Annotated in this window: 18 protein-coding genes; 14 read left to right on the top strand and 4 right to left on the bottom strand. The window is 32.8% G+C overall.

What is annotated here, in order from left to right; translation table 11 throughout:
- Positions 1–220 precede the first annotated feature (220 nt).
- The 14 genes from I5677_RS08355 to I5677_RS08290 all read left to right on the top strand — a co-directional run bounded on the left by I5677_RS08355 (position 221) and on the right by I5677_RS08290 (position 14446).
- Positions 221–937, top strand: coding sequence for a hypothetical protein (locus tag I5677_RS08355; protein ID WP_197661127.1), 717 nt, complete (start codon positions 221–223; stop codon positions 935–937).
- A gap of 16 nt (positions 938–953) precedes the next feature.
- The gene (locus tag I5677_RS08350) at positions 954–3878 is read left to right on the top strand and encodes a hypothetical protein (RefSeq protein WP_197661126.1); all 2925 of its coding nucleotides are present in this window, start codon (positions 954–956) and stop codon (positions 3876–3878) included.
- 24 nt (positions 3879–3902) lie between these two features.
- Positions 3903–4808, top strand: coding sequence for a hypothetical protein (locus tag I5677_RS08345; RefSeq protein WP_197661125.1), 906 nt, complete (start codon positions 3903–3905; stop codon positions 4806–4808).
- Between the two features lie 601 nt (positions 4809–5409).
- Positions 5410–5967, top strand: a complete 558-nt coding sequence (locus I5677_RS08340) for a histidine phosphatase family protein (protein ID WP_197661124.1) — start codon at positions 5410–5412, stop codon at positions 5965–5967.
- A gap of 84 nt (positions 5968–6051) precedes the next feature.
- Positions 6052–6267 (top strand): DUF6019 family protein, encoded by a 216-nt coding sequence (locus I5677_RS08335; protein WP_330617881.1) that lies wholly within the window; start codon positions 6052–6054, stop codon positions 6265–6267.
- A gap of 53 nt (positions 6268–6320) precedes the next feature.
- Positions 6321–7022, top strand: a complete 702-nt coding sequence (locus I5677_RS08330; protein ID WP_197661123.1) for a lysophospholipid acyltransferase family protein — start codon at positions 6321–6323, stop codon at positions 7020–7022.
- Between the two features lie 158 nt (positions 7023–7180).
- Positions 7181–7711 (top strand): AAA family ATPase, encoded by a 531-nt coding sequence (locus I5677_RS08325; RefSeq protein ID WP_197661122.1) that lies wholly within the window; start codon positions 7181–7183, stop codon positions 7709–7711.
- Positions 7712–7822: 111 nt separating this feature from the next.
- The gene (locus tag I5677_RS08320) at positions 7823–8389 is read left to right on the top strand and encodes a GNAT family N-acetyltransferase (protein WP_197661121.1); all 567 of its coding nucleotides are present in this window, start codon (positions 7823–7825) and stop codon (positions 8387–8389) included.
- Positions 8390–8644: 255 nt separating this feature from the next.
- Positions 8645–9589 carry an amidohydrolase family protein gene (locus I5677_RS08315; RefSeq protein WP_197661120.1) on the top strand — a complete coding sequence of 315 codons (945 nt, stop codon included), beginning with the start codon at positions 8645–8647 and terminating at the stop codon, positions 9587–9589.
- 43 nt (positions 9590–9632) lie between these two features.
- Positions 9633–9989 (top strand): hypothetical protein, encoded by a 357-nt coding sequence (locus I5677_RS08310; RefSeq protein ID WP_197661119.1) that lies wholly within the window; start codon positions 9633–9635, stop codon positions 9987–9989.
- Between the two features lie 237 nt (positions 9990–10226).
- Entirely contained in the window at positions 10227–10805 is a 579-nt protein-coding gene (locus tag I5677_RS08305) for a sugar O-acetyltransferase (RefSeq protein WP_197661118.1), read from the top strand.
- 213 nt (positions 10806–11018) lie between these two features.
- Entirely contained in the window at positions 11019–13295 is a 2277-nt protein-coding gene (locus tag I5677_RS08300; protein WP_197661117.1) for a glycoside hydrolase family 9 protein, read from the top strand.
- Positions 13296–13538: 243 nt separating this feature from the next.
- Positions 13539–14123 carry a class I SAM-dependent methyltransferase gene (locus tag I5677_RS08295; protein WP_197661116.1) on the top strand — a complete coding sequence of 195 codons (585 nt, stop codon included), beginning with the start codon at positions 13539–13541 and terminating at the stop codon, positions 14121–14123.
- A 2-nt stretch (positions 14124–14125) separates the two neighbouring features.
- Positions 14126–14446 (top strand): DsrE/DsrF/TusD sulfur relay family protein, encoded by a 321-nt coding sequence (locus I5677_RS08290; RefSeq protein WP_197661115.1) that lies wholly within the window; start codon positions 14126–14128, stop codon positions 14444–14446.
- A 1025-nt stretch (positions 14447–15471) separates the two neighbouring features.
- Here the strand turns inward: I5677_RS08290 and I5677_RS08285 are convergent.
- The 4 genes from I5677_RS08285 to lspA form a co-directional block, all read right to left on the bottom strand.
- Entirely contained in the window at positions 15472–15843 is a 372-nt protein-coding gene (locus tag I5677_RS08285) for a BlaI/MecI/CopY family transcriptional regulator (RefSeq protein WP_243456534.1), read from the bottom strand.
- A 416-nt stretch (positions 15844–16259) separates the two neighbouring features.
- Positions 16260–17552, bottom strand: a complete 1293-nt coding sequence (locus tag I5677_RS08280; protein WP_197661114.1) for an ATP-binding protein — start codon at positions 17550–17552, stop codon at positions 16260–16262.
- Positions 17553–17564: 12 nt separating this feature from the next.
- Entirely contained in the window at positions 17565–18518 is a 954-nt protein-coding gene (locus tag I5677_RS08275) for an RluA family pseudouridine synthase (RefSeq protein ID WP_197661113.1), read from the bottom strand.
- Between the two features lie 4 nt (positions 18519–18522).
- Complete coding sequence (lspA, locus tag I5677_RS08270; RefSeq protein WP_197661112.1) at positions 18523–19065, bottom strand: signal peptidase II; 543 nt, start codon at positions 19063–19065, stop codon at positions 18523–18525.
- Positions 19066–19289: the final 224 nt, after the last annotated feature.

Here is a 19289-nt window from a genome sequence, read left to right as displayed (position 1 = left end):
AATATTATCTTAAAGACATATAAACAACTAAACATTTTTTTGAATTTATAACTCAAGGCTAATGCTTTGAGTTTTTTGTTATTTTGGATTGTTATTTCGATTGTATCAATTTTGTTGGAAAAGGAAAATATTGACATTATATATAGTATGATATTATTAAATCAAATATACGAAAATAGTATATTTATAACGAAACATAAAATTATTAGGAGGTTGGCTGATGTTAAAAAAAGTACTTATACCAAAGAGTAAAAAAGTAATATTTATAATAACGTCAGTAGTGGCAGTAGTGTTATTACTAGTAGTAGCTAGTTATTTTTTACCCCAGATAGTAGATAATGAGACACATGCTACGAGTAGTAAAAAATTTCAAGGTTTTATTGAAGCACAAGAAATTGAAGTATCTGCACAGGATATTCTAAAACATAAGACAAGACCAGTTCGATTAAAAATAATAAGAAAGCTTGATGTGGATGAATATGATGAAATTAAAGGGGTGGGTAAATATGACTATCTTTCATGGTCATATTATGAAGCTCTAATTACCTATGATTTTTCAAAAAATAAAACATTAGATGAAAGTATTATAATTTCACAATTTGGTAACGAGGAATGGCAAATGAAAGGGGATCCTCTACTTGGAATTGATCAAGAATATGTTATGTTCCTAATACAAAATAAAAAAACAGATGGTTATTGGGGGGCATATCTAGGGAAAGAAAGTGTTTATGATATTGTAAAAGAAAAGGATGGGGAATTCTTATATAAAAGAGGAATAGCTCTACCGATACCTAATAATGAGAAATACTATAAAATGGATAAAAAGGATGTAGTTACTACTAATCCGGAAAACCCGGTTGCTTATTCACAAAAAATAACAAAAACTGATTTGGTTGCTTTATTAAAAGATCAAAAAAATTCTACAGATGTTAAATGATGGAAGGAGAATAGTAATGAGAATGATTAAGAAATGGGCAACCATTTTGTTAACTCTAATATTTTTTATATATCCCGTTAAATATGCATTTGCTCATCCAGAGTTAACCAATGTACTTTATACCGATTCCGATACGGGATGGGTTATTAAAGAGTATTCATTTGGGTCTCATAATAAAAATACAAGTTTTACCTATTGCTTTGATGATGCTACATTTATAAATACTACAGATGTTAATGGTGTACAAGCCAGTACATATCTTTATACTGCATTTACTGACGGAATAAATAAGTGGACATCAAGTCTTCCATCCTTAAGTTTCACTGAAAGTAGTAGTAGTCCTTACATTGTATCTGCTGAATATAGAGCTGATACATCAACAATAGCTTATTGGAGAGGTGGTTCTTCCACCGAAGTGGGTGGAGACAGTAATCATAGGCACCATACGAACGGAGTTATAGTAATGAATGCAGCTCAAATGCCAAGTACCCGATCTGCAAATTCTGTTACAATGGCTCATGAAGTAGGTCATATGATAGGCTTACATGATGTCTATGTTAGAAGTGATATACTTATGTATGGTTATTCTGGAGGATCAGCAACTGGACCAACAAAATATGATATTAATGGAGCAAAAGTAGTAACAGGACTACACGGAAATAGCGATCATGCATTTACTACACACCAAGATTCAGGTGTTTATCATAAAGAAGTTTGTACTATCTGTGACGGATTTCAAAGAGAAAATCATAACCCAGTTGAAGTAGGATATTATGTAGGTAGCTCAGGACACCAAATAAACTGCTCAGAATGTGGGTTGATTATAGTTAATCGATGTACATCTCCATTTATATCTGGTTCATCAATAAAAGTAGCCAGTGAAAATATTTGTAGTAAGATAACATATTCCTGTGCTAGCGGTCATTCTTTTACATATAATGACACATCACATTTATTAGATAGTAATAATAAATGTATAGACTGCGGTTATACAGGTACATCATGGTGTTTTCCATTTACACATAATTGGAGCTTGGTATCTGAAGAACTAATTTCTACTGAAAATCAATGTTATAAAGCTATAAAGGCATGTTCTAAATGCCATCAAAACAAAGAAGACATTATAAGTTCTCATGATTTTACTGATAGCTGTACTACTATTAATTGCAAAAAGTGTAATTGGGCTAGAGAAGCTCCAAACCATGAAATTGTAGTAGAGATTGTGTACCCTGCTACCAGTACTGTTTGTAGAGAATTTTATGATAAATGTAACAACTGTACTTTTCGTATGTTAGTTAATACTGATACTACACATACCTATGGAGGTTGGACATCTAATACAACTTTAAATAAGTGTGAACGCACCTGTAGTACATGCGGATATGTTGCTACAAAATCTCATTCCTATGATTACGGCTGTGATCCTGAATGTAATGATTGTATGGCTATAAGAACAACAACCGTATCGCATAGCTATAATGATTGTTTGGATACTGACTGTAATAAGTGTAGTTTTACAAGAACGGCTCCAGGACACAGTTACAGCTATGGCTTGTGGACAGATGTAGCAACTGCAGGAACATGTGAAAAAAGATTGTTGAGTTGTAAAAATTGTACATATTCATATTATGTATATGATTATATCCATGCATATTCAGATTGTACAGACAGTTCTTGTAATGACTGTGGTTACACAAGAACAGCTCCCGGGCATAGCTATACATATGGGTCATGGACAGATGTAGCTACGGATGGGACATGTGAAAAGAGATTAATTAGTTGTGATAATTGCACTTATTCCTATTATGTATATGATTATAGCCATGCATATTCTGGTTGTACGGATAGTGTGTGTAATGATTGTAGTTATACTAGGACGGCACCAGGTCATAGTTATACATATGGATCATGGCTGGATGTGGCTACAGATGGAACCTGTGAGAGAAGATTAATAAGTTGTAATAATTGTACATATTCTTACTATGCCTATGATTATACCCACGCTTATACTGATTGCACAGATAGCACTTGCAATGATTGCACTTATACAAGAACTTCACCAGGTCATAGTTATACGTATGGGTCATGGACAGATGTAACAACCTCAGGAACCTGCGAAAAGAGATTGGTAAGCTGTAATAACTGCTCTTATTCGTATTATGTTTATGATTACAGCCACGCATACTCAGACTGTACAGATAGTATCTGTAATGATTGTAGTTACTCTAGAACAGCACCGGGACATAGTTATTCATATGGGTCATGGACAGATGTAGCAACCTCAGGAACCTGTGAGAAGAGATTGGTAAGCTGTAATAACTGCTCTTATTCGTATTATGTCTATGATTACAGCCATGCATACTCTGGCTGTACAGATAGTACATGTAATGATTGCAGTTACACCAGAACAGCACCGGGACATAGTTATTCATATGGGTCATGGACGGATGTAACAACCTCAGGAACCTGTGAGAAGAGATTGGTAAGCTGTAATAACTGCTCTTATTCGTATTATGTCTATGATTACAGCCATGCATACTCTGGCTGTACAGATAGTACATGTAATGATTGTAGTTACACCAGAACAGCACCCGGACATAGCTATACATATGGATCATGGACAGATGTGGCAACCTCAGGAACCTGTGAGAAGAGATTGGTAAGCTGTAATAACTGCTCTTATTCGTATTATATCTATGATTACAGCCATATATACTCCGGTTGTACAGATAGTACATGTAATGATTGCAGTTACTCCAGAACAGCACCGGGACATAGTTATACATATGGATCATGGACAGATGTGGCAACCTCAGGAACCTGTGAGAAGAGATTGGTAAGTTGTAATAACTGCTCTTATTCGTATTATGTCTATGATTACAGCCACATTTATAGTAGTAGTACAGATAGATATTGTAATGATTGTGGTTATATGAGATAACTAACTTTATGAAGGGAGATATATATGAAAAAAATATTCAGAAGAAAGCTTATTTTTTTAATTATAGTTATAGTCTTAATGATACCTTCTACTGCTTATGCTTTACAGAGTAACATGTCTAATCCGTTAGATAAAGATGATTTCCTGATTGAACCAATGATAGAAAAAGATGAAACACCTACGGAAGAATCTATTCGTAATAGTATTGAAGAAAAAGATATATTAATGAAATCTGTAGAAGAGATGGAAAAATTTAACGTGAATAATGATTTACCACATACAGAAGACACTTTAAAAATAAGCCTAGAAGAAAAAGAGTCTTTGACTAATGCTACTATAATTAATGGTAAAGATATTGATGATGAGCCATTTATAGAGGAAATGCATAAAAGAAATCAAGAAGAGAAAGAAATATTAATAAAAGTTGCAGAGGAAAAAGAAGCATTAAAAATGGAGGATATATTACCTGATGCGAAATCAAAACGTAAAAGTGCCGAAGAAAAAGAAGCTATTATGAAAGAGGTAGCAATGATTGAGAGATCAAAGGATAACAAAGATATTCTACCAACGGATGAGATGATGAAAAAAAATATTGAGGAAAAAGAAAAGTTAATGCTTGAAATAAATGAAAAAGAGAGTAGATTGATGGATAAGGCTCCAACAAAGAGCTCAATGAAAAAAAGTCAGGAAGAAAAAGAATTAATCATGGCTAATTTGTTGGAAACTGAGAAGGCTTCTAAATTAGTTAATATTGAGCCAAATGAGGAGGATAAACGTAAAAGTAAAGAAGAAAAAGATAAAATAATGAATGACGCGATTAAAATTATTGATAAAGATATCATGGAAGATAAACCACCAACCAAAGAATCTATACAAAAGAGTCAGAAGGAAAAAGAGGCAATTATAGATAGTGTTTTACTCTTAGATTAATATGACAACAAAATTTTATGAAATTAGAAAGACAAAAAAGTTTATTTTATGAACGCAATCCTCTAAGCAGCTACTAAATTAATTAATGACGGTATTATCAAGAAAATTATTCATATTCTTGATAAACCGTCATTAATTTTTATACCTTATTTATAGAAAGTTATATTACGTTATATTGTAATTATACAAATTGACATAATATTACTTGTATATTATTATGATTGTATAAAATAGAAATAAAGAGCTCTAAGGCTTACGAATAAATATTTACGACAAAGCCAAAGTCACCGAATACTTTTACATAAAAGTTGAAGAAATGTAATGTTTATTTAAGAAGGATATTTAATGAAGATAAATACCAAACAATCTACAGATTGCGTCATTCAGTATACAAAAACTGTTCTTGGAAAAGCAGGACCGTTTATTGCAACGAATTACTAAAAAAAGAGTTTTATGACTGAGAAAGGGTGTTTATTGAATAATACAATTTTTAAGTGTGTTAGAAAAAGAGAAAAAAGAGCTTAAATTACTTTAGTAAAGGACATGAAACCACACAATTTTCATTGTGCTGTTAATACATATTTCTGACAAGGAGAATTTAATGAGTAAATTATATGTTGTGAGACATGGGGAGACAGATTTCAATATTCAAGGGAAGTATGCGGGAAGTACAGATGTTGAACTTAATGAAATCGGAGAAAATCAAGCTAAGGTTCTTGCTGAAACATTTGTAGATAAACCAATTAATATTATTATGTCGTCAACCTTAAAAAGAGCTATGAGAACGGCAACAATTATTGCTGAACGTATAGGAAAGGAAGTTGTAGCTCTAGGTGATTTTGTTGAACGAAATGTTGGTCTATACGAGGGTTTAACAAGAGAAGAGGTTAGTTTAAGATATCCTGATCTTTGGAATCAAAATGTGTTAAGATTGTATGATTGTAATCTTCACAAAGGTGAATCTATGAGACAGGTTAGGGAGAGAGTGTATAAGGGATTAGAATATATAAAAGATACATATAAAGGTTGTAATATAATTCTTGTAACTCATGGATACGTATCTAGGGAAATATATGGTTATTTTAATAAATTATCAGAGGAAAAGTTTAACAGATATGTATTAAATAATTGTCAAGTTGCTGAATATGATATGGAATAAAACACATAGCCTTTCTGAGATAAGTGACAAACAGCAAAATGAAGTCTAAATCAATTATATAAAAGAAAAAGGAGAAAGATTATTGTGAATATATTACAAGAACTTGGAATTAGTGCGGGAACTGCTATTATTTTCATTATTGCACTCTATTTTATCATAAAATGTGCAGTAAAAAACGGTATAAGAGAAGCTTTCACTGAAATTACGGGAATTGAAACAGAGACACCCTCAGAATCAGAACTACGTAAAACATTAGATAATTTTATTACTAAAAATAATCAAAAAGGTAACGACATATAAATTTCATTTAAATGTTTTAATATACTATCTTAATTTCATAAAGGAGTTTGTCAATGATATCCACTGCAACAGCAAAAATGATTAATACTTTACCGCATAGCTTAGCCACATATCTTTCTAAGAAATTTTTAGATAAATACCTAAAAAAATATGCCAATATTAAGATAAATGGAAGTGAAAACTTAAAGGGAATTAAAACACCAACGATCTTTATATGTAATCATTTAAGTAATTCAGATGGATTGATATTAGACAAGGTTTTAAAAGAGATTGATCCGACTTTTGTAGCAGGTGTAAAGCTATCTGATAATGCTGTTACAAGCATAGGGATGAATGTAATAAAGACTACGAATATAAAGCCTAACACTGCTGATAAAGAGGGCCTTATGAAAACGATTAATCTTGTTAAGCAAGGAGAAAGCTTATTGATTTTCCCTGAAGGAACCAGAAGCAGAGTTGGTAGTTTGATTGAAGCAAAAAAAGGAATTATTCTCATTGCAATTATGACAGGAGCTCCTATTGTACCCATTGGATTATATGGAACAGAAAAACTGTTACCGGTTAATCAAGAAGGAGATATGAGTGCGGAAACCTTTCATCGTGCAGATGTTCATATCAATATTGGAAAACAATTTGAATTTCCTAAGAGAGCAAAAGAGCAAGATAAAAAAGATTATGAAGATTTTGCCTCACATTATATAATGAAGAAAATAGCGGAGTTACTACCTGAGAATTATAGAGGAGTATATAAGTAATTGGAGGGTATATAGATGATTGGACGATCTATCATTTTTTTAATTAGTCTATTACTATGACATACAAGTCCAAGTAAAAATGAAACATAATGTGGATTATCGAATCTAAGGAATATTAATGATAGGTATCAAGTTTACTTAAGAAAAGAGGATAAATCATGTCTATAAAACTTCATAATGAAGAAAAACCAATAATTCTTATAGTAACCGGTCCTTGTGGTTCCGGAAAAACAACCATAACAGATATAATTGCTAGTACTGGTAAGTTTATACGTATTAGTGGGGATGAAATCAAAGACGAACATTTTCCTGAAATTGAAAGAATAACGGATTATCCTGAAGCCTTAGAGAAGGTATATATTGAAATGTTTCAAAAAACGAAAGAGAATTTTGAACTTGGTAAGAATGTTGTGATTGACTATATAATCTTAGGACAAAAAAGGATTGATGAATATAAAAAAGCCTTTCAAAACAATCTTGTAATTAAAGTTTTATTTTCAAGTAAAGAAGTGATAATTGAAAGGGATAAAACCAGGGAGTGTTGGACAGCAGGTGAAGATTGTGTTAATGATCTTTATGATGCTTTTTACAAACTTCAAGGCTATATTGGTATTGATAATTATATTGATAGCTCTGAAGAAACTCCGGAAGAAACGTATTCAAAATATTTTGCTGATCTCGTCTGTTGAGTTTTGAGGGTAACGCACATAACGGATGACATTACTGATATAAAAGACTTGTGAATGAAGCAAATGTGAATACAAAGGAACCTATAATAACTAATAATCAGGAGGACTTCTATGGAACCTTATAGAAATGAGTATATATTAAAAGACGGTCAAAAACTTATCGTACGAACACCGGAAGAAGGGGATGCACAAGGGTTAATAAATCTTATGCAGACAGTTGATAATGAAACTAAATTTTTATCACGTGAACCCGGTGAATTTAATATCACATTGGAAAATGAAATAGATTTTATTAGAAATAAGAATAACGAAGAGAATGGACGTTTTCTAATTGCAGAACTAGATGGTAATATCATAGGAAATTGCTATGTTGGAATAGAAGTAAATAACAAAAGGTATCTTCACAGAGCAGGAATGGCTATTGTTGTAAGAAAGGATTGTTGGAACAAGGGTATAGGTAAAAAGATGATGCAGGAATGTATCAATTGGTGTAATCAAAAGGGTATTGAACAACTTGAACTGGAAGTTGTTACTCAAAATGAACGCGCTATTACAATGTATAAAAGCTTTGGTTTCGACATATATGGAACCAAAAAGCATGCATTAAAGTATGCAGATGGAACTTATGCAGATGAATACTTTATGTGTTTATTCTTAAACGGTATGAAACCGGAGTAATGTATTTGTTCATACAATATGGTTAAAAAGCAAAGGGTATACGATAGATGGAGACTATAATAAAGAACCATCTAGAATTAATTACATAATCTTACGATAAAGATATTATATTAGGATAATGTGTGATTGATACAAAGTTTTACCGGAGCATATTACGAATGCTCCCAAGTTGTTCTATATTGAGGATAGAATGCCTACTAGAAAGATAATCAATAATTCTTGGCATTGAAAATAATAATTTTTGGTGGAGGATTTATGGACGATTCAATAAGGTTCATGGAAGGACTGATAGAAAAGGATATTAATCTATTAAAAAGTGTTCCAAAAGCTGATTTACATAATCATTTTTCCTTAGGAGGAAATAAGGATTTTATATATAGTAAAACCGGAAAGCTAATCAATCCGATCAGTGGAAAATTAAAGTCCATGAATGATATGCACGGATGGGTAGCTGAAAATGTTGGCAATCTATTTGAGGGGATGGACGGAAGAAAGCTGGCAATCGATGCCTGCTTTCAACAAGCTGCAGAGGATAACATAACTATTTTAGATATAGGTGAGGATGTTTGGGCTAAGGATGCACTGTATGGTGGTAATATTGAAGAAATAATAAGTGCATTTAAGAATAGTAATGAAGCTTATGCTCCAAACACCAAACTAAGCTTACAGATCGGTTTATCAAGGCATTGTAATATAAAATGGCTATTAGGTTGGTCCGAAGACTTTTTTGAACAAGATTGTTTTCATTCGGTTGATTTATATGCTGATGAATTTGCACAACCAATAGAAACCTTTAAGCCGCTTTATCGAAAAGCTAAGGAAAAGAAGCTTATTTTAAGAGCTCATGTAGGAGAGTGGGGTACTGCTGACGATGTGATGCGAGCAGTTGAAGAGCTAGAGCTTGATGAAGTACAGCACGGAATAGCAGCAGCGCAATCTCAGAAAGTAATGAATTTTCTTGCTGATAATAAGATAAGACTCAATATTTGTCCCACCAGCAATGTGAAGTTATCAAGAGTTGATTCGTTGGAAAAGCATCCTATAAGAAAGCTATTTGACAACGGAGTAATCGTAACGATTAACTCGGACGATGTCTTAGTATTCGGTAATAGTGTATCGCAGGAATTTTTAGATGTATACACAAGTGGTTTGTTTACAGCAGAAGAGCTCAATGAAATCAGATTGAATGGATTGAAGTAGTTAATTATAATAGGAACTTTTTCATATAAACATAGTTGGAGACATGATTTATGAAACGAATGAAAAAAGCTTTATTGTTAATACTGATATCTCTATAGTAATCGTATCATTGATATTATTTTTGCCTTCAAGAACTCCCAGAATTAAAGGCAATAAAAGCATAGCATCAATAGATAAGATTATACTTGGAGGAATAGATCAGTTTATAATGACCAGGGGGGAAGACACAGATAATCCAATCTTACTTTTCTTACATGGTGGGCCAGGATATTCTCAGATATCCTTTGCCCGTAAGTATCAAGAAGAACTGGAAGAAAACTTCCTTGTTGTTAATTGGGATCATAATCGAAAAGTATTACGAACAGTTAGAAGCTCCCGAAAAAGAATTGATTTGGTTTGAGGAATCAGCTCACTTTCCGCAATTTGAAGAACCTGAAAAATTTGCTCAAATTGCGATGCGCATAAAGGATCAACAAAAAGATAGGTAGAATAAAAATAACGCGCCTGGAATGTTGTATGTACTAGTAAGACTTGAGTTTTATTAACTACTTTTTGATAAGAGTAATGTTAGTGGTTTACGTAAGTTAAAAGGTTTATAAACCAATAAATATATTATTAAATTATGTGGGAGGTACATATGACAGAAAAAGAGAAAATGTTAAATCAAGAATATTATATAGCTTGGGACGATGAATTAACGAAAGAGCGAGAGAGAGCTAAGGATCTACTATTTGAATTAAATGCGGTTCGGCCTTCGGAACGGGAAAAGCGAAGTGAGATAATCAATGCATTATTTGGTTCGGTAGGTAAGGGGTCTTGGATTGAGTCTCCGTTTAATTGTGACTATGGTTACAATATTTCTGTCGGAGATAATTTCTATGCTAACTCTAATTGTAACATATTAGATTGTGCTAAGGTCAAAATAGGAGATAATGTATTATTTGGTCCCAATGTCAACTTATATACACCGGAGCATGCATTTGATAAAGAGGAACGAGCCAGGGGCTATGAACAATCATTGCCTATTACGATTGGTAATGATGTATGGATCTGTGGTTCCGTATCCATTCTGTCCGGAGTAACGATTGGTGATAATACCATCATAGGAGCCGGAAGTGTTGTTACGAAAGATATTCCGGCGAATGTCATAGCAGCTGGAGTTCCTTGTAAGGTAATACGTGAAATAACAGCAGAAGATAGACTCGGAAAAATCTAAATTATTAATTATTTCAAAATAAAAAAAGAAGATGAAATCTATTCAAATTAAAATTAGTTATATGAATAATAATGTGATAGATTATTCTAATATTAGGATATGATTAATCTAAGTAAAACAAAAGAATCTATTATGTAAGAAAAGAAAAATGTGGTATAATGAAATAACAAAAGAGTAATTAAATAAAGTTATATATGGGGAGGGTAAATAATAATGAAGAGGTTATTGAAATTATTACTGGTTGGTGGTCTTATTTTGTTATTAGCTGCTTGCAGTAAAGGTGAAACAGAGAAGATACCGGAGGTGTCTGTAGAAGGGGAAGGCATGGAAGACGTATTAAATGAAGAAGATCCACCATCGGATGAGGAACCGGTATCCAGTGAAGAAAATACAGATAATCTAATTCCGGGAGGGTATTTTAGTGAACTTAGCCCTAAGTGGGGACTATACGAGGAATCAGGTGGAAGTGGCTCCATATCTGTCAATACAGATGGACAGTTGGAGGTAACGATTGATAACACAGGCCGCGTAAATTATGCGGTTCAGATATATTGTGATGGTTTTGAATTACTCCAGAATGCAGTGTATGAGATCGCATTTGATATCAGATCTACGATAGATCGGACTCTGGAATGGCGTATTCAGCTTAATGGAGGAGATTATCATGCATATACTTCTCAGGAAAATGTTGCTATTTCAACAGAAATGCAACATATAGTTTCTACATTTACTATGGAGGAGGCTTCTGATCCCGCACCGAGATTTTGTATTAATCTGGGCTTCCAAGAATCTGATGGAGAACTCGCAGCACACACTGTGTATGTTGATAATGTAGAACTGTTCCTACTCGATGCTTCCAACGCAGTTGCTTCTTCAAAAGGGGATATAGGACCATCGATTAATATCAATCAGGTGGGGTATCGTACGAATGATACCAAGATAGCAATTTTCCGTGACAGCAGTTTGGATACGAGCTTTGATGTTGTTGATGTGGCTACAGGAAATGTGGTTTTCACAGGAGATGTGGTTGGTTCCATAGAAACTGAAAGTGCAGGTGAAACAGTTGCACATGGAGATTTTACAAGTATAACAAAACCTGGTACATATAAGATTACTGCTGCTAATAGCGGTGAATCCTATGAGTTCGTGATTGCAGATAACATATATGATGACGTTTTTGCAGATACAGTAAAGATGCTTTATCTACAACGCTGCGGTATTGAATTGACAGAGGAGCATGCAGATACGTTTGCACATGCTGCCTGCCATGTCCAGAAAGCAACTATTTATGGTACAACTGAGACAAAGGATGTATCCGGTGGCTGGCATGATGCAGGAGATTATGGGCGTTATGTTGTTCCTGGAGCTAAGGCAGTAGCTGATTTACTACTTGCTTATGAAGATTATAACGAAGTATTTAACGATAGTGTTGGTATTCCTGAAAGCGGTAATGGTATACCGGATGTACTGGATGAAGCCAGATATGAACTTGAATGGATGTTTAAGATGCAGGATGACCAGTCCGGGGGTGTATACCATAAGGTAACAGGTTTAAAATTTGCAGGCACAGTAATGCCTGAGGAAGTTACAGATGACTTGTATATTATGCCAATCTCTAACTGTGCAACAGGTGATTATGCTGCTGTTATGGCAATGGCTGCAAGGGTTTATAAGCAATATGATGAAGCTTTTGCAAAGGAATGCCTTACTGCAGCAATCAAAGCACTGAATTATCTGGAGAATAATTTAGAGGATGGCGGCTTTGTAAATCCTAGTGATGTTACTACTGGTGAATATCCCGATACAGAGGATATAGATGAATACTTCTGGGCTTTAAGTGAACTATATAAAACAACCGGAGATACCTCCTATGAGGAAAAACTAAGTTTATTGGATCTTAATTCACTTGAAAATGGTTTGGGATGGCAGACAGTGGATTTATATGGTTACTATGCATATCTGACGGCTGACAAGCAAAATCCTGAATTGAGTAATCGATTTATGGAGAAGTTCAAATCTTATCTTGTCACAATAGAGAAAAACATAGAAGAAGATGGATATTACTCCTCGATGGGTAAAGTGTATCCATGGGGAAGTAATATGACACTAGCCAATAATGGAGAAGTTCTATTAATGGCAAATAAGATATTGGAAGATAATGATAGCTATTATGAGTTAGCTAAGAAACAATTGGATTATCTATTGGGTGCAAACTCTACTTCCTATTGTTTTGTTACCGGTTATGGAACTCTGACTCCGGAGAATACTCATCATAGACCATCCCAGTCACTTGGAATTACTATGGTAGGTATGCTGGTAGGCGGTGCAAACTCTAATCTAGAGGATCCTTATGCACAGAACGTTCTTGACGGTAAGCCCGCTGCAAAATGCTATGTGGATAACGAACAGAGTTATTCCTGTAATGAGGTAACGGTGTATTGGAATTCACCTCTGGTATATCTGATGGCTGGATTAAATGCGAAGGAATAAAGGATAGAAAAAGAAAAGTACATATATATCAAAAAGAAATAGATTACTCACATACATAACAGAAATACAGTTACGAAGATATAGGATAGTATGTTTAATATTTTTAATAAAGTTTGGATGGACTTGTGTATACTCAATTTACACAAGTCCATACTATAAAAACAAATATAACATAAGCATTATTAAAAACATTAACTAAATTAAAAGATAAATTACAAAAAAACTATGAAACTTGGAGTGATTATGAAATATAGAGAGTCGGGAATGCCGGAAGAGAATATGTGGCAGACATTTTTTGATCCGGTTGAAATACTGAAATTATTAGAAGTAAATAAAAGTGTTAATACATTATTAGATATAGGGAGCGGATATGGTACATTCTTACTTCCAGCTGCTAAACTTGTAAGTAATAAAGTTGTCGGAATTGATATTGAGAGAGAAATGATTAATATTTGTGAAAATAAAATAAAAGGTCATAAATTAAAGAATATTGACTTGATTTTGGGTGATATTTCAACTAAGAATACAATCAATGATTTGAAAGACTATCAAGGTAATATAGATTATATCTGTTTATTCAATATATTACATTGTGAAAACCCATTAGATATATTAAATGCAGCATATTCCTTATTAAATGATAATGGAAAGATTGGAGTTATCCATTGGAAAAATGAAAATACACCAAGAGGGCCTTCTATGGAAATTAGACCAACCCCAGAAATGATTAATAAATGGGCAGTAGCTGCAGGGTTTTATTTATATAAGCAAATTGAGTTACCACCTTATCATTATGGTATGGTATTTATAAAAAAACACGAGGTATAGTTATGAAAATTGGAATAATTATTGAAACAAATGAATATGAGAAAGCATGGAATGCTTTTCGCTTTGCTGTAACAGCAAAGAAGAAAAATCATGAAGTTAAGGTATTCCTCATGGGCGAAGGTGTGGAATGTGAAAGTCTTACGCATGAGAAGTATAATGTAGCTGAGCAATTAAAAACGTTTGTAGAATTAGGCGGAGAGTTATTAGCATGTGGCACATGTCTAAAATCCAGAAGTATGGCAGAAAGTGATGTATGTCCAATTTCTACAATGATAGACTGTGTTCAAATGGTTGAATGGGCGGATAAAACTATAACATTTTAATATCAAAAAATATTTTATAATAATATTTTATAGTATAGAAACTATTCACAAAAATTCCATATCTACTTTCTATGTAGATATGGAATTTTTGTGAATAAGGAATAAGACAAATAAAACCCGATATATAAATAATAATATAAATAGTGTAAAATATAATAAAATTGTATTGTTTCATTAGTTTTAGTATGTAAAGAAACATTATCTTAATATTTACTTCAAACATTGTTTAAAATTTATTTCAATAGACAACGATAGAACTTTATTGGGATACAACACTTTTACATGCACACCTATTCGTTAAACTTAGGTTTTGCGAATAGTACTTATCACATATATCATGAATAGACATAATAAACTTGGTTTGCTTCTGCTATTCGTGCAAAATTAATATTTTTATTTTTATAATTATATTGTACCGGTTCAACTTTTTACTTAATGAATTTTAAAGTTTCGTTATCCTCATTAACTACACGATAATTTACCAACTACGATGATCACCACATGGATAACGCCTGGCCAGATTTTTTTCTTTATATAATATATGAATTAATTTATTCCTAGTTCAAAAACCTATTTATCGCTTATCTATGTGTATATGTTCTTCACTCAAAAAATAAACAACATAAATCTTAACTTTTATGACTAATAGCACAAACGTAATTTTTATCAGAAGAATTTTTATTCTCTATTTTAAGTAAACACTTATGATCCAAATCTCAAACTTACTTATCTTTCAATCATTCTAAATCAATTGTATTAATGTTTTTCTAGAGATAATGCTTTTTATTATCTAACACTCGTTTCCAAACTAGTATATCGCTGTTTCTAGATCATGATGCTTGCATCTTTATCATAATTACACCAAATATATACAATTACTATTATCATACAATTCTATAAAAAGTATCAATTAAACCTATATCAATTACTTTAATTAACAGCGTAAAATACGAATTAATCAAATTTAATGATCTTAATACTGAAGATATGAGTATATAAACAATTTTATAAGAAAAGAACAGAGATTAAAATCTCTGTTCTCCTACTATTCTTTCAAGTTCCATGATTTCTGCTCGGGATAGTTCCTGGTTCTTTAAATATTCAGTTAAAAATGTACTTAAGGAACCATTATATAATTTATTGAGTAAAACTTTAGTTTCAATATTTTGAACGACTTTTTTTGATATTGCAGCTTTACATAAAAATCCGGGATCCTCACGCTTTACCGCTCCTTTATCAATCAGACGTTTAATCACAGTATATGTGGTGTTTTTCTCCCATCCGATATATTCCTTAATAATTTTTGAAATATCTTTGGCGGCTAATACTTTATTAGACCATAATAATTCCATAATATTAAGTTCACCTTCATGAAGACGAATCTCTGGTAACGACATTCTCACTACACCCCTTTGATTAATACCATAATTTGTTCTTCTACTAATGTAGAAATTGATTTATTATTAATAAGATCTCTTTTGGTTCATATTAAATTCATGATAAAAATCGAAACTCTATAGATCTTACCGTTATCTTAAGTATAGTACAATGAAATGCTTCCGCCCGTGTGATACTCCTATTATCAAGGACTTACAGTTGTAGAATAATCTCAATAAAAAAAGCAATTCCTACATCTACATCTGTAGTCGGACAGCTTGTATTAATATACTATAGCAATAGAATGAATTTGTCAACTATTTTCTTAATTATTTTGTAATTATTTTGTTAAAAGATGGTATTTAGTCAAGTGAATACGATATGGATACACTAAAAAAGGTATTTAATGCTTATAAAAATTGTTTTTAAAAGTATGTTAAATACAAAATACAGCATAATGAGGAACGTATTTTATACTATTTGAATATTCAAAATTCTTTTCTGATATTTTAATTGCATATGGAAATTCACACTTTTGCTTTAATACACTGATACTTTTTGAACGTGTATTATTACCGCGGTGAATTTCTATCGGTACAATTTCATTATTCTTAATGATGATAAAATCAACTTTAGCCATAGAATCTGATTCCCAAAACATTAATTGATACCCCTTAGCCATTAATGCCTGTGCTACATAGTTTTCTAATAGAGATTTCTGACTTATCTTGTTAAAAGGACGAAACTCCTCTTTCGCTATCTCCGTATATAACAGACCGATATCTGACATGTATAGCTTAAAATTATTATTATATTCTATCTTGTTAATTTCCTTTGTCTGCAGGTATGTAATTGGTTGCATGATCTGTTCGTTAGAGAGCTTCAAGCATGGAATTACATAATTTCTATCAATTAAGCTCTGAATTGCATCCTTATACATTGCATGGGTGGTACCTTTTCGAATTAATTTATATTGAAATTTTTTGTTTTCTTTCCTAAGTTGATAGGACAGACTGTCAAGTACCTGATTCATCTTTAGGGCATCACCTTCTAAGCTGCTTTTTATGATATAATCATGGTATGAGTTCATTAAAAAGCTATGCTGTTCTGCAATGTTTACGGTAGAGGATAAATTTAGATATTCATTAATGATTCCCGGCATACCTCCGATCTGCATATAAAGCTCATGTAGGGCCAATAGCTCCTTATGTACTATGTCTGGAATTTTTTTATTTGCTTCATAGTGAGTTATAATGGCTTCAATATACCATTCATTGGCGGTCGCTTTTAGAAATTCATCGAAATCCATAGGATGTACCGGTATATGATTAAATTCGTTCTTATACTCAGATGGTAATGGATTACTTGTAATAATTAGTATGTAGGGATAATACCCGGTTTGTTGTAATGGCTTTAATGATGATAAAACCGAAGAACTGAAGGATACTTCGTCAAGAATTAGGATTTTGTTCTCACAGGTAGCTTCTTCATTTAAATGAAAATGTTTATTTAATATTTGATTTATTATGGCAGGGTCCTTGGATTCAAAAAACTCACTTACACCATGCTCCCGTTCAAAATTAATATATAAAATCCGTTCAAAAAAGGCCTTGGCAAAATCATATGCAAGATATGTTTTGCCCACGCCTTTAGCTCCGGTAAGCAGGATTGGCTTACGCTTATCTATGGTTTTCCAACTGATTAATTCGTCAATCACTTTTCTTTTCAAAGTTATTACCCCTTATGATCGTCTTAATTTCTCTAATAAATCGGTAAAATACTGTGGAAGCTCGGACTGAAATTCAATATATTTATTGGTGGTCGGATGAATAAAACCAAGTAATCCGGCATGTAATGCTTGTCCTTCTAAACGAAAAGGATCTTTACCGGGGCCGTAAACAGTGTCTCCTAGTAACGGATGATGAATGCTTGCCATATGGACTCTTATTTGATGGGTACGCCCGGTTTCTAAGGAACACTCTATATGTGCATATTGATTTTTGATATTTTCCAAGACCCTGTAATTCGTTGCCGCATATCTTCCGTTTTTATGGTTGACAGCCATCTTTTTGCGATCTTTTGGATGTCTTCCTATCGGTGCTTCTACTCTTCCGCTATCAGTCTTAAAGGCTTGGTATACAATGGCTTGATAACGACGGGTTATAGAATGATCCTTAAATTGCTGTGCGAGAAACTGATGTGACTTATCATTTTTACAGGCAACCAGGACACCGGTGGTATCCCGATCGATGCGATGGACAATTCCCGGTCGTAAAATACCGTTAATCCCGGATAGTTCCCCTTTACAATGATATAACAAAGCATTGACCAGTGTATCTGATTCATGACCGGCTGCGGGATGTACTACCAGCCCTTTATGCTTATTGATTATAATAATATCTTTATCTTCATATAGAATATCGATTGGGATGTCCTGAGGGTCGATTTTAGCCTCTTTCGGCTCAGGAAGATATAAAGTTACTGTTTGACCTGTTTTCACCTTAGAATTGGATTTTACGGGCTTTCCATCCTGTAATACTTTATCCTCATCAATCAGCTTTTGAATATAGGATCTAGTAAGTTCATCATTCATTTCTGATAGATATTTATCGATGCGGGTACCGTTGTTCTTATCATCTACTATAAACTCTATCATCTGATCCTGCTCCGACAGGTAAAGTTCATCTTCATCCATGGGCCTAGGCATCCTTTCCGGTAGTATCCTGCTTAGAACGATTCTTTTTCTTACGGGTGAAAATCTCATCTATAAAATCAAAATCTTCATCTTTATAGTAAAATAAGGCTAAGATTAATAATAATGCACAGGATACTGTCAAATAACTGTCAGCAATATTAAAGATAGGGAAATCAATCAGCTCAAAGTAGAGAAAATCCACTACATATCTTAGGAACATTCGGTCAATAAAATTACCGACTGCTCCGGCTATCAGAAATACCCAAATAATCTTAATGATATTATATTTTTTATCTTGAGGAATTTTAAGATACATATAAATCAGAATCATTAAGATGATTGCTGTCAGTAAGATTAAAAATCCAATTTGACCACTCATAATTCCCCAGACTGCTCCGGTATTTTCATGATATTGCAGTATAAATACTTTGGGTATAATATTAACCGGCTCGTTGATTAATATCGTTCTTGCCCAATATTTTGATCCTTGATCAATCAATAGAAGAATAATAAAGTAAAACAGGTGTCTTAATCTTTGTTTGTTCATGCTACCTCCAAGTAAGTATCCCTTCTTTATTCTTATATAAATAATCTAGATAAGGATAACATCTATTTTCGTATTACGCGTAAACTCTATAAATCTCAGAAAGGATAGATAAATTATTACTAAAATAATAAAATTATCAACTGGGTACATCCTTTTCAAAGTGTTTTAAAAAGAGTTGCTAATATCTTAACACTTTAAGGCTAGTATAGAGCTGAATAAGCTCA

It is taken from the genome of Mobilitalea sibirica, assembly GCF_015999265.1.
Classification (GTDB): Bacteria; Bacillota; Clostridia; order Lachnospirales; family Lachnospiraceae; genus Mobilitalea; species Mobilitalea sibirica.
The sequence above is the reverse complement of the archived record's forward strand: the minus strand, read 5'-3'. Positions and strand labels throughout refer to the sequence as shown.

Excerpts from the sequence above, each read along its gene's own strand:
- I5677_RS08295 (WP_197661116.1), top strand. The coding sequence starts at position 13,539 with ATGAAATATAGAGAGTCGGGAATGCCGGAAGAGAATATGTGGCAGACA.
- I5677_RS08290 (WP_197661115.1), top strand. The coding sequence starts at position 14,126 with ATGAAAATTGGAATAATTATTGAAACAAATGAATATGAGAAAGCATGG.
- lspA (WP_197661112.1), bottom strand. The coding sequence starts at position 19,065 with ATGAACAAACAAAGATTAAGACACCTGTTTTACTTTATTATTCTTCTA.
- I5677_RS08310 (WP_197661119.1), top strand. The coding sequence starts at position 9,633 with ATGATTTATGAAACGAATGAAAAAAGCTTTATTGTTAATACTGATATC.
- I5677_RS08330 (WP_197661123.1), top strand. The coding sequence starts at position 6,321 with ATGATATCCACTGCAACAGCAAAAATGATTAATACTTTACCGCATAGC.
- I5677_RS08325 (WP_197661122.1), top strand. The coding sequence starts at position 7,181 with ATGTCTATAAAACTTCATAATGAAGAAAAACCAATAATTCTTATAGTA.
- I5677_RS08300 (WP_197661117.1), top strand. The coding sequence starts at position 11,019 with ATGAAGAGGTTATTGAAATTATTACTGGTTGGTGGTCTTATTTTGTTA.
- I5677_RS08275 (WP_197661113.1), bottom strand. The coding sequence starts at position 18,518 with ATGGATGAAGATGAACTTTACCTGTCGGAGCAGGATCAGATGATAGAG.
- I5677_RS08340 (WP_197661124.1), top strand. The coding sequence starts at position 5,410 with ATGAGTAAATTATATGTTGTGAGACATGGGGAGACAGATTTCAATATT.
- I5677_RS08305 (WP_197661118.1), top strand. The coding sequence starts at position 10,227 with ATGACAGAAAAAGAGAAAATGTTAAATCAAGAATATTATATAGCTTGG.
- I5677_RS08320 (WP_197661121.1), top strand. The coding sequence starts at position 7,823 with ATGGAACCTTATAGAAATGAGTATATATTAAAAGACGGTCAAAAACTT.
- I5677_RS08285 (WP_243456534.1), bottom strand. The coding sequence starts at position 15,843 with ATGTCGTTACCAGAGATTCGTCTTCATGAAGGTGAACTTAATATTATG.
- I5677_RS08345 (WP_197661125.1), top strand. The coding sequence starts at position 3,903 with ATGAAAAAAATATTCAGAAGAAAGCTTATTTTTTTAATTATAGTTATA.
- I5677_RS08350 (WP_197661126.1), top strand. The coding sequence starts at position 954 with ATGAGAATGATTAAGAAATGGGCAACCATTTTGTTAACTCTAATATTT.
- I5677_RS08355 (WP_197661127.1), top strand. The coding sequence starts at position 221 with ATGTTAAAAAAAGTACTTATACCAAAGAGTAAAAAAGTAATATTTATA.
- I5677_RS08315 (WP_197661120.1), top strand. The coding sequence starts at position 8,645 with ATGGACGATTCAATAAGGTTCATGGAAGGACTGATAGAAAAGGATATT.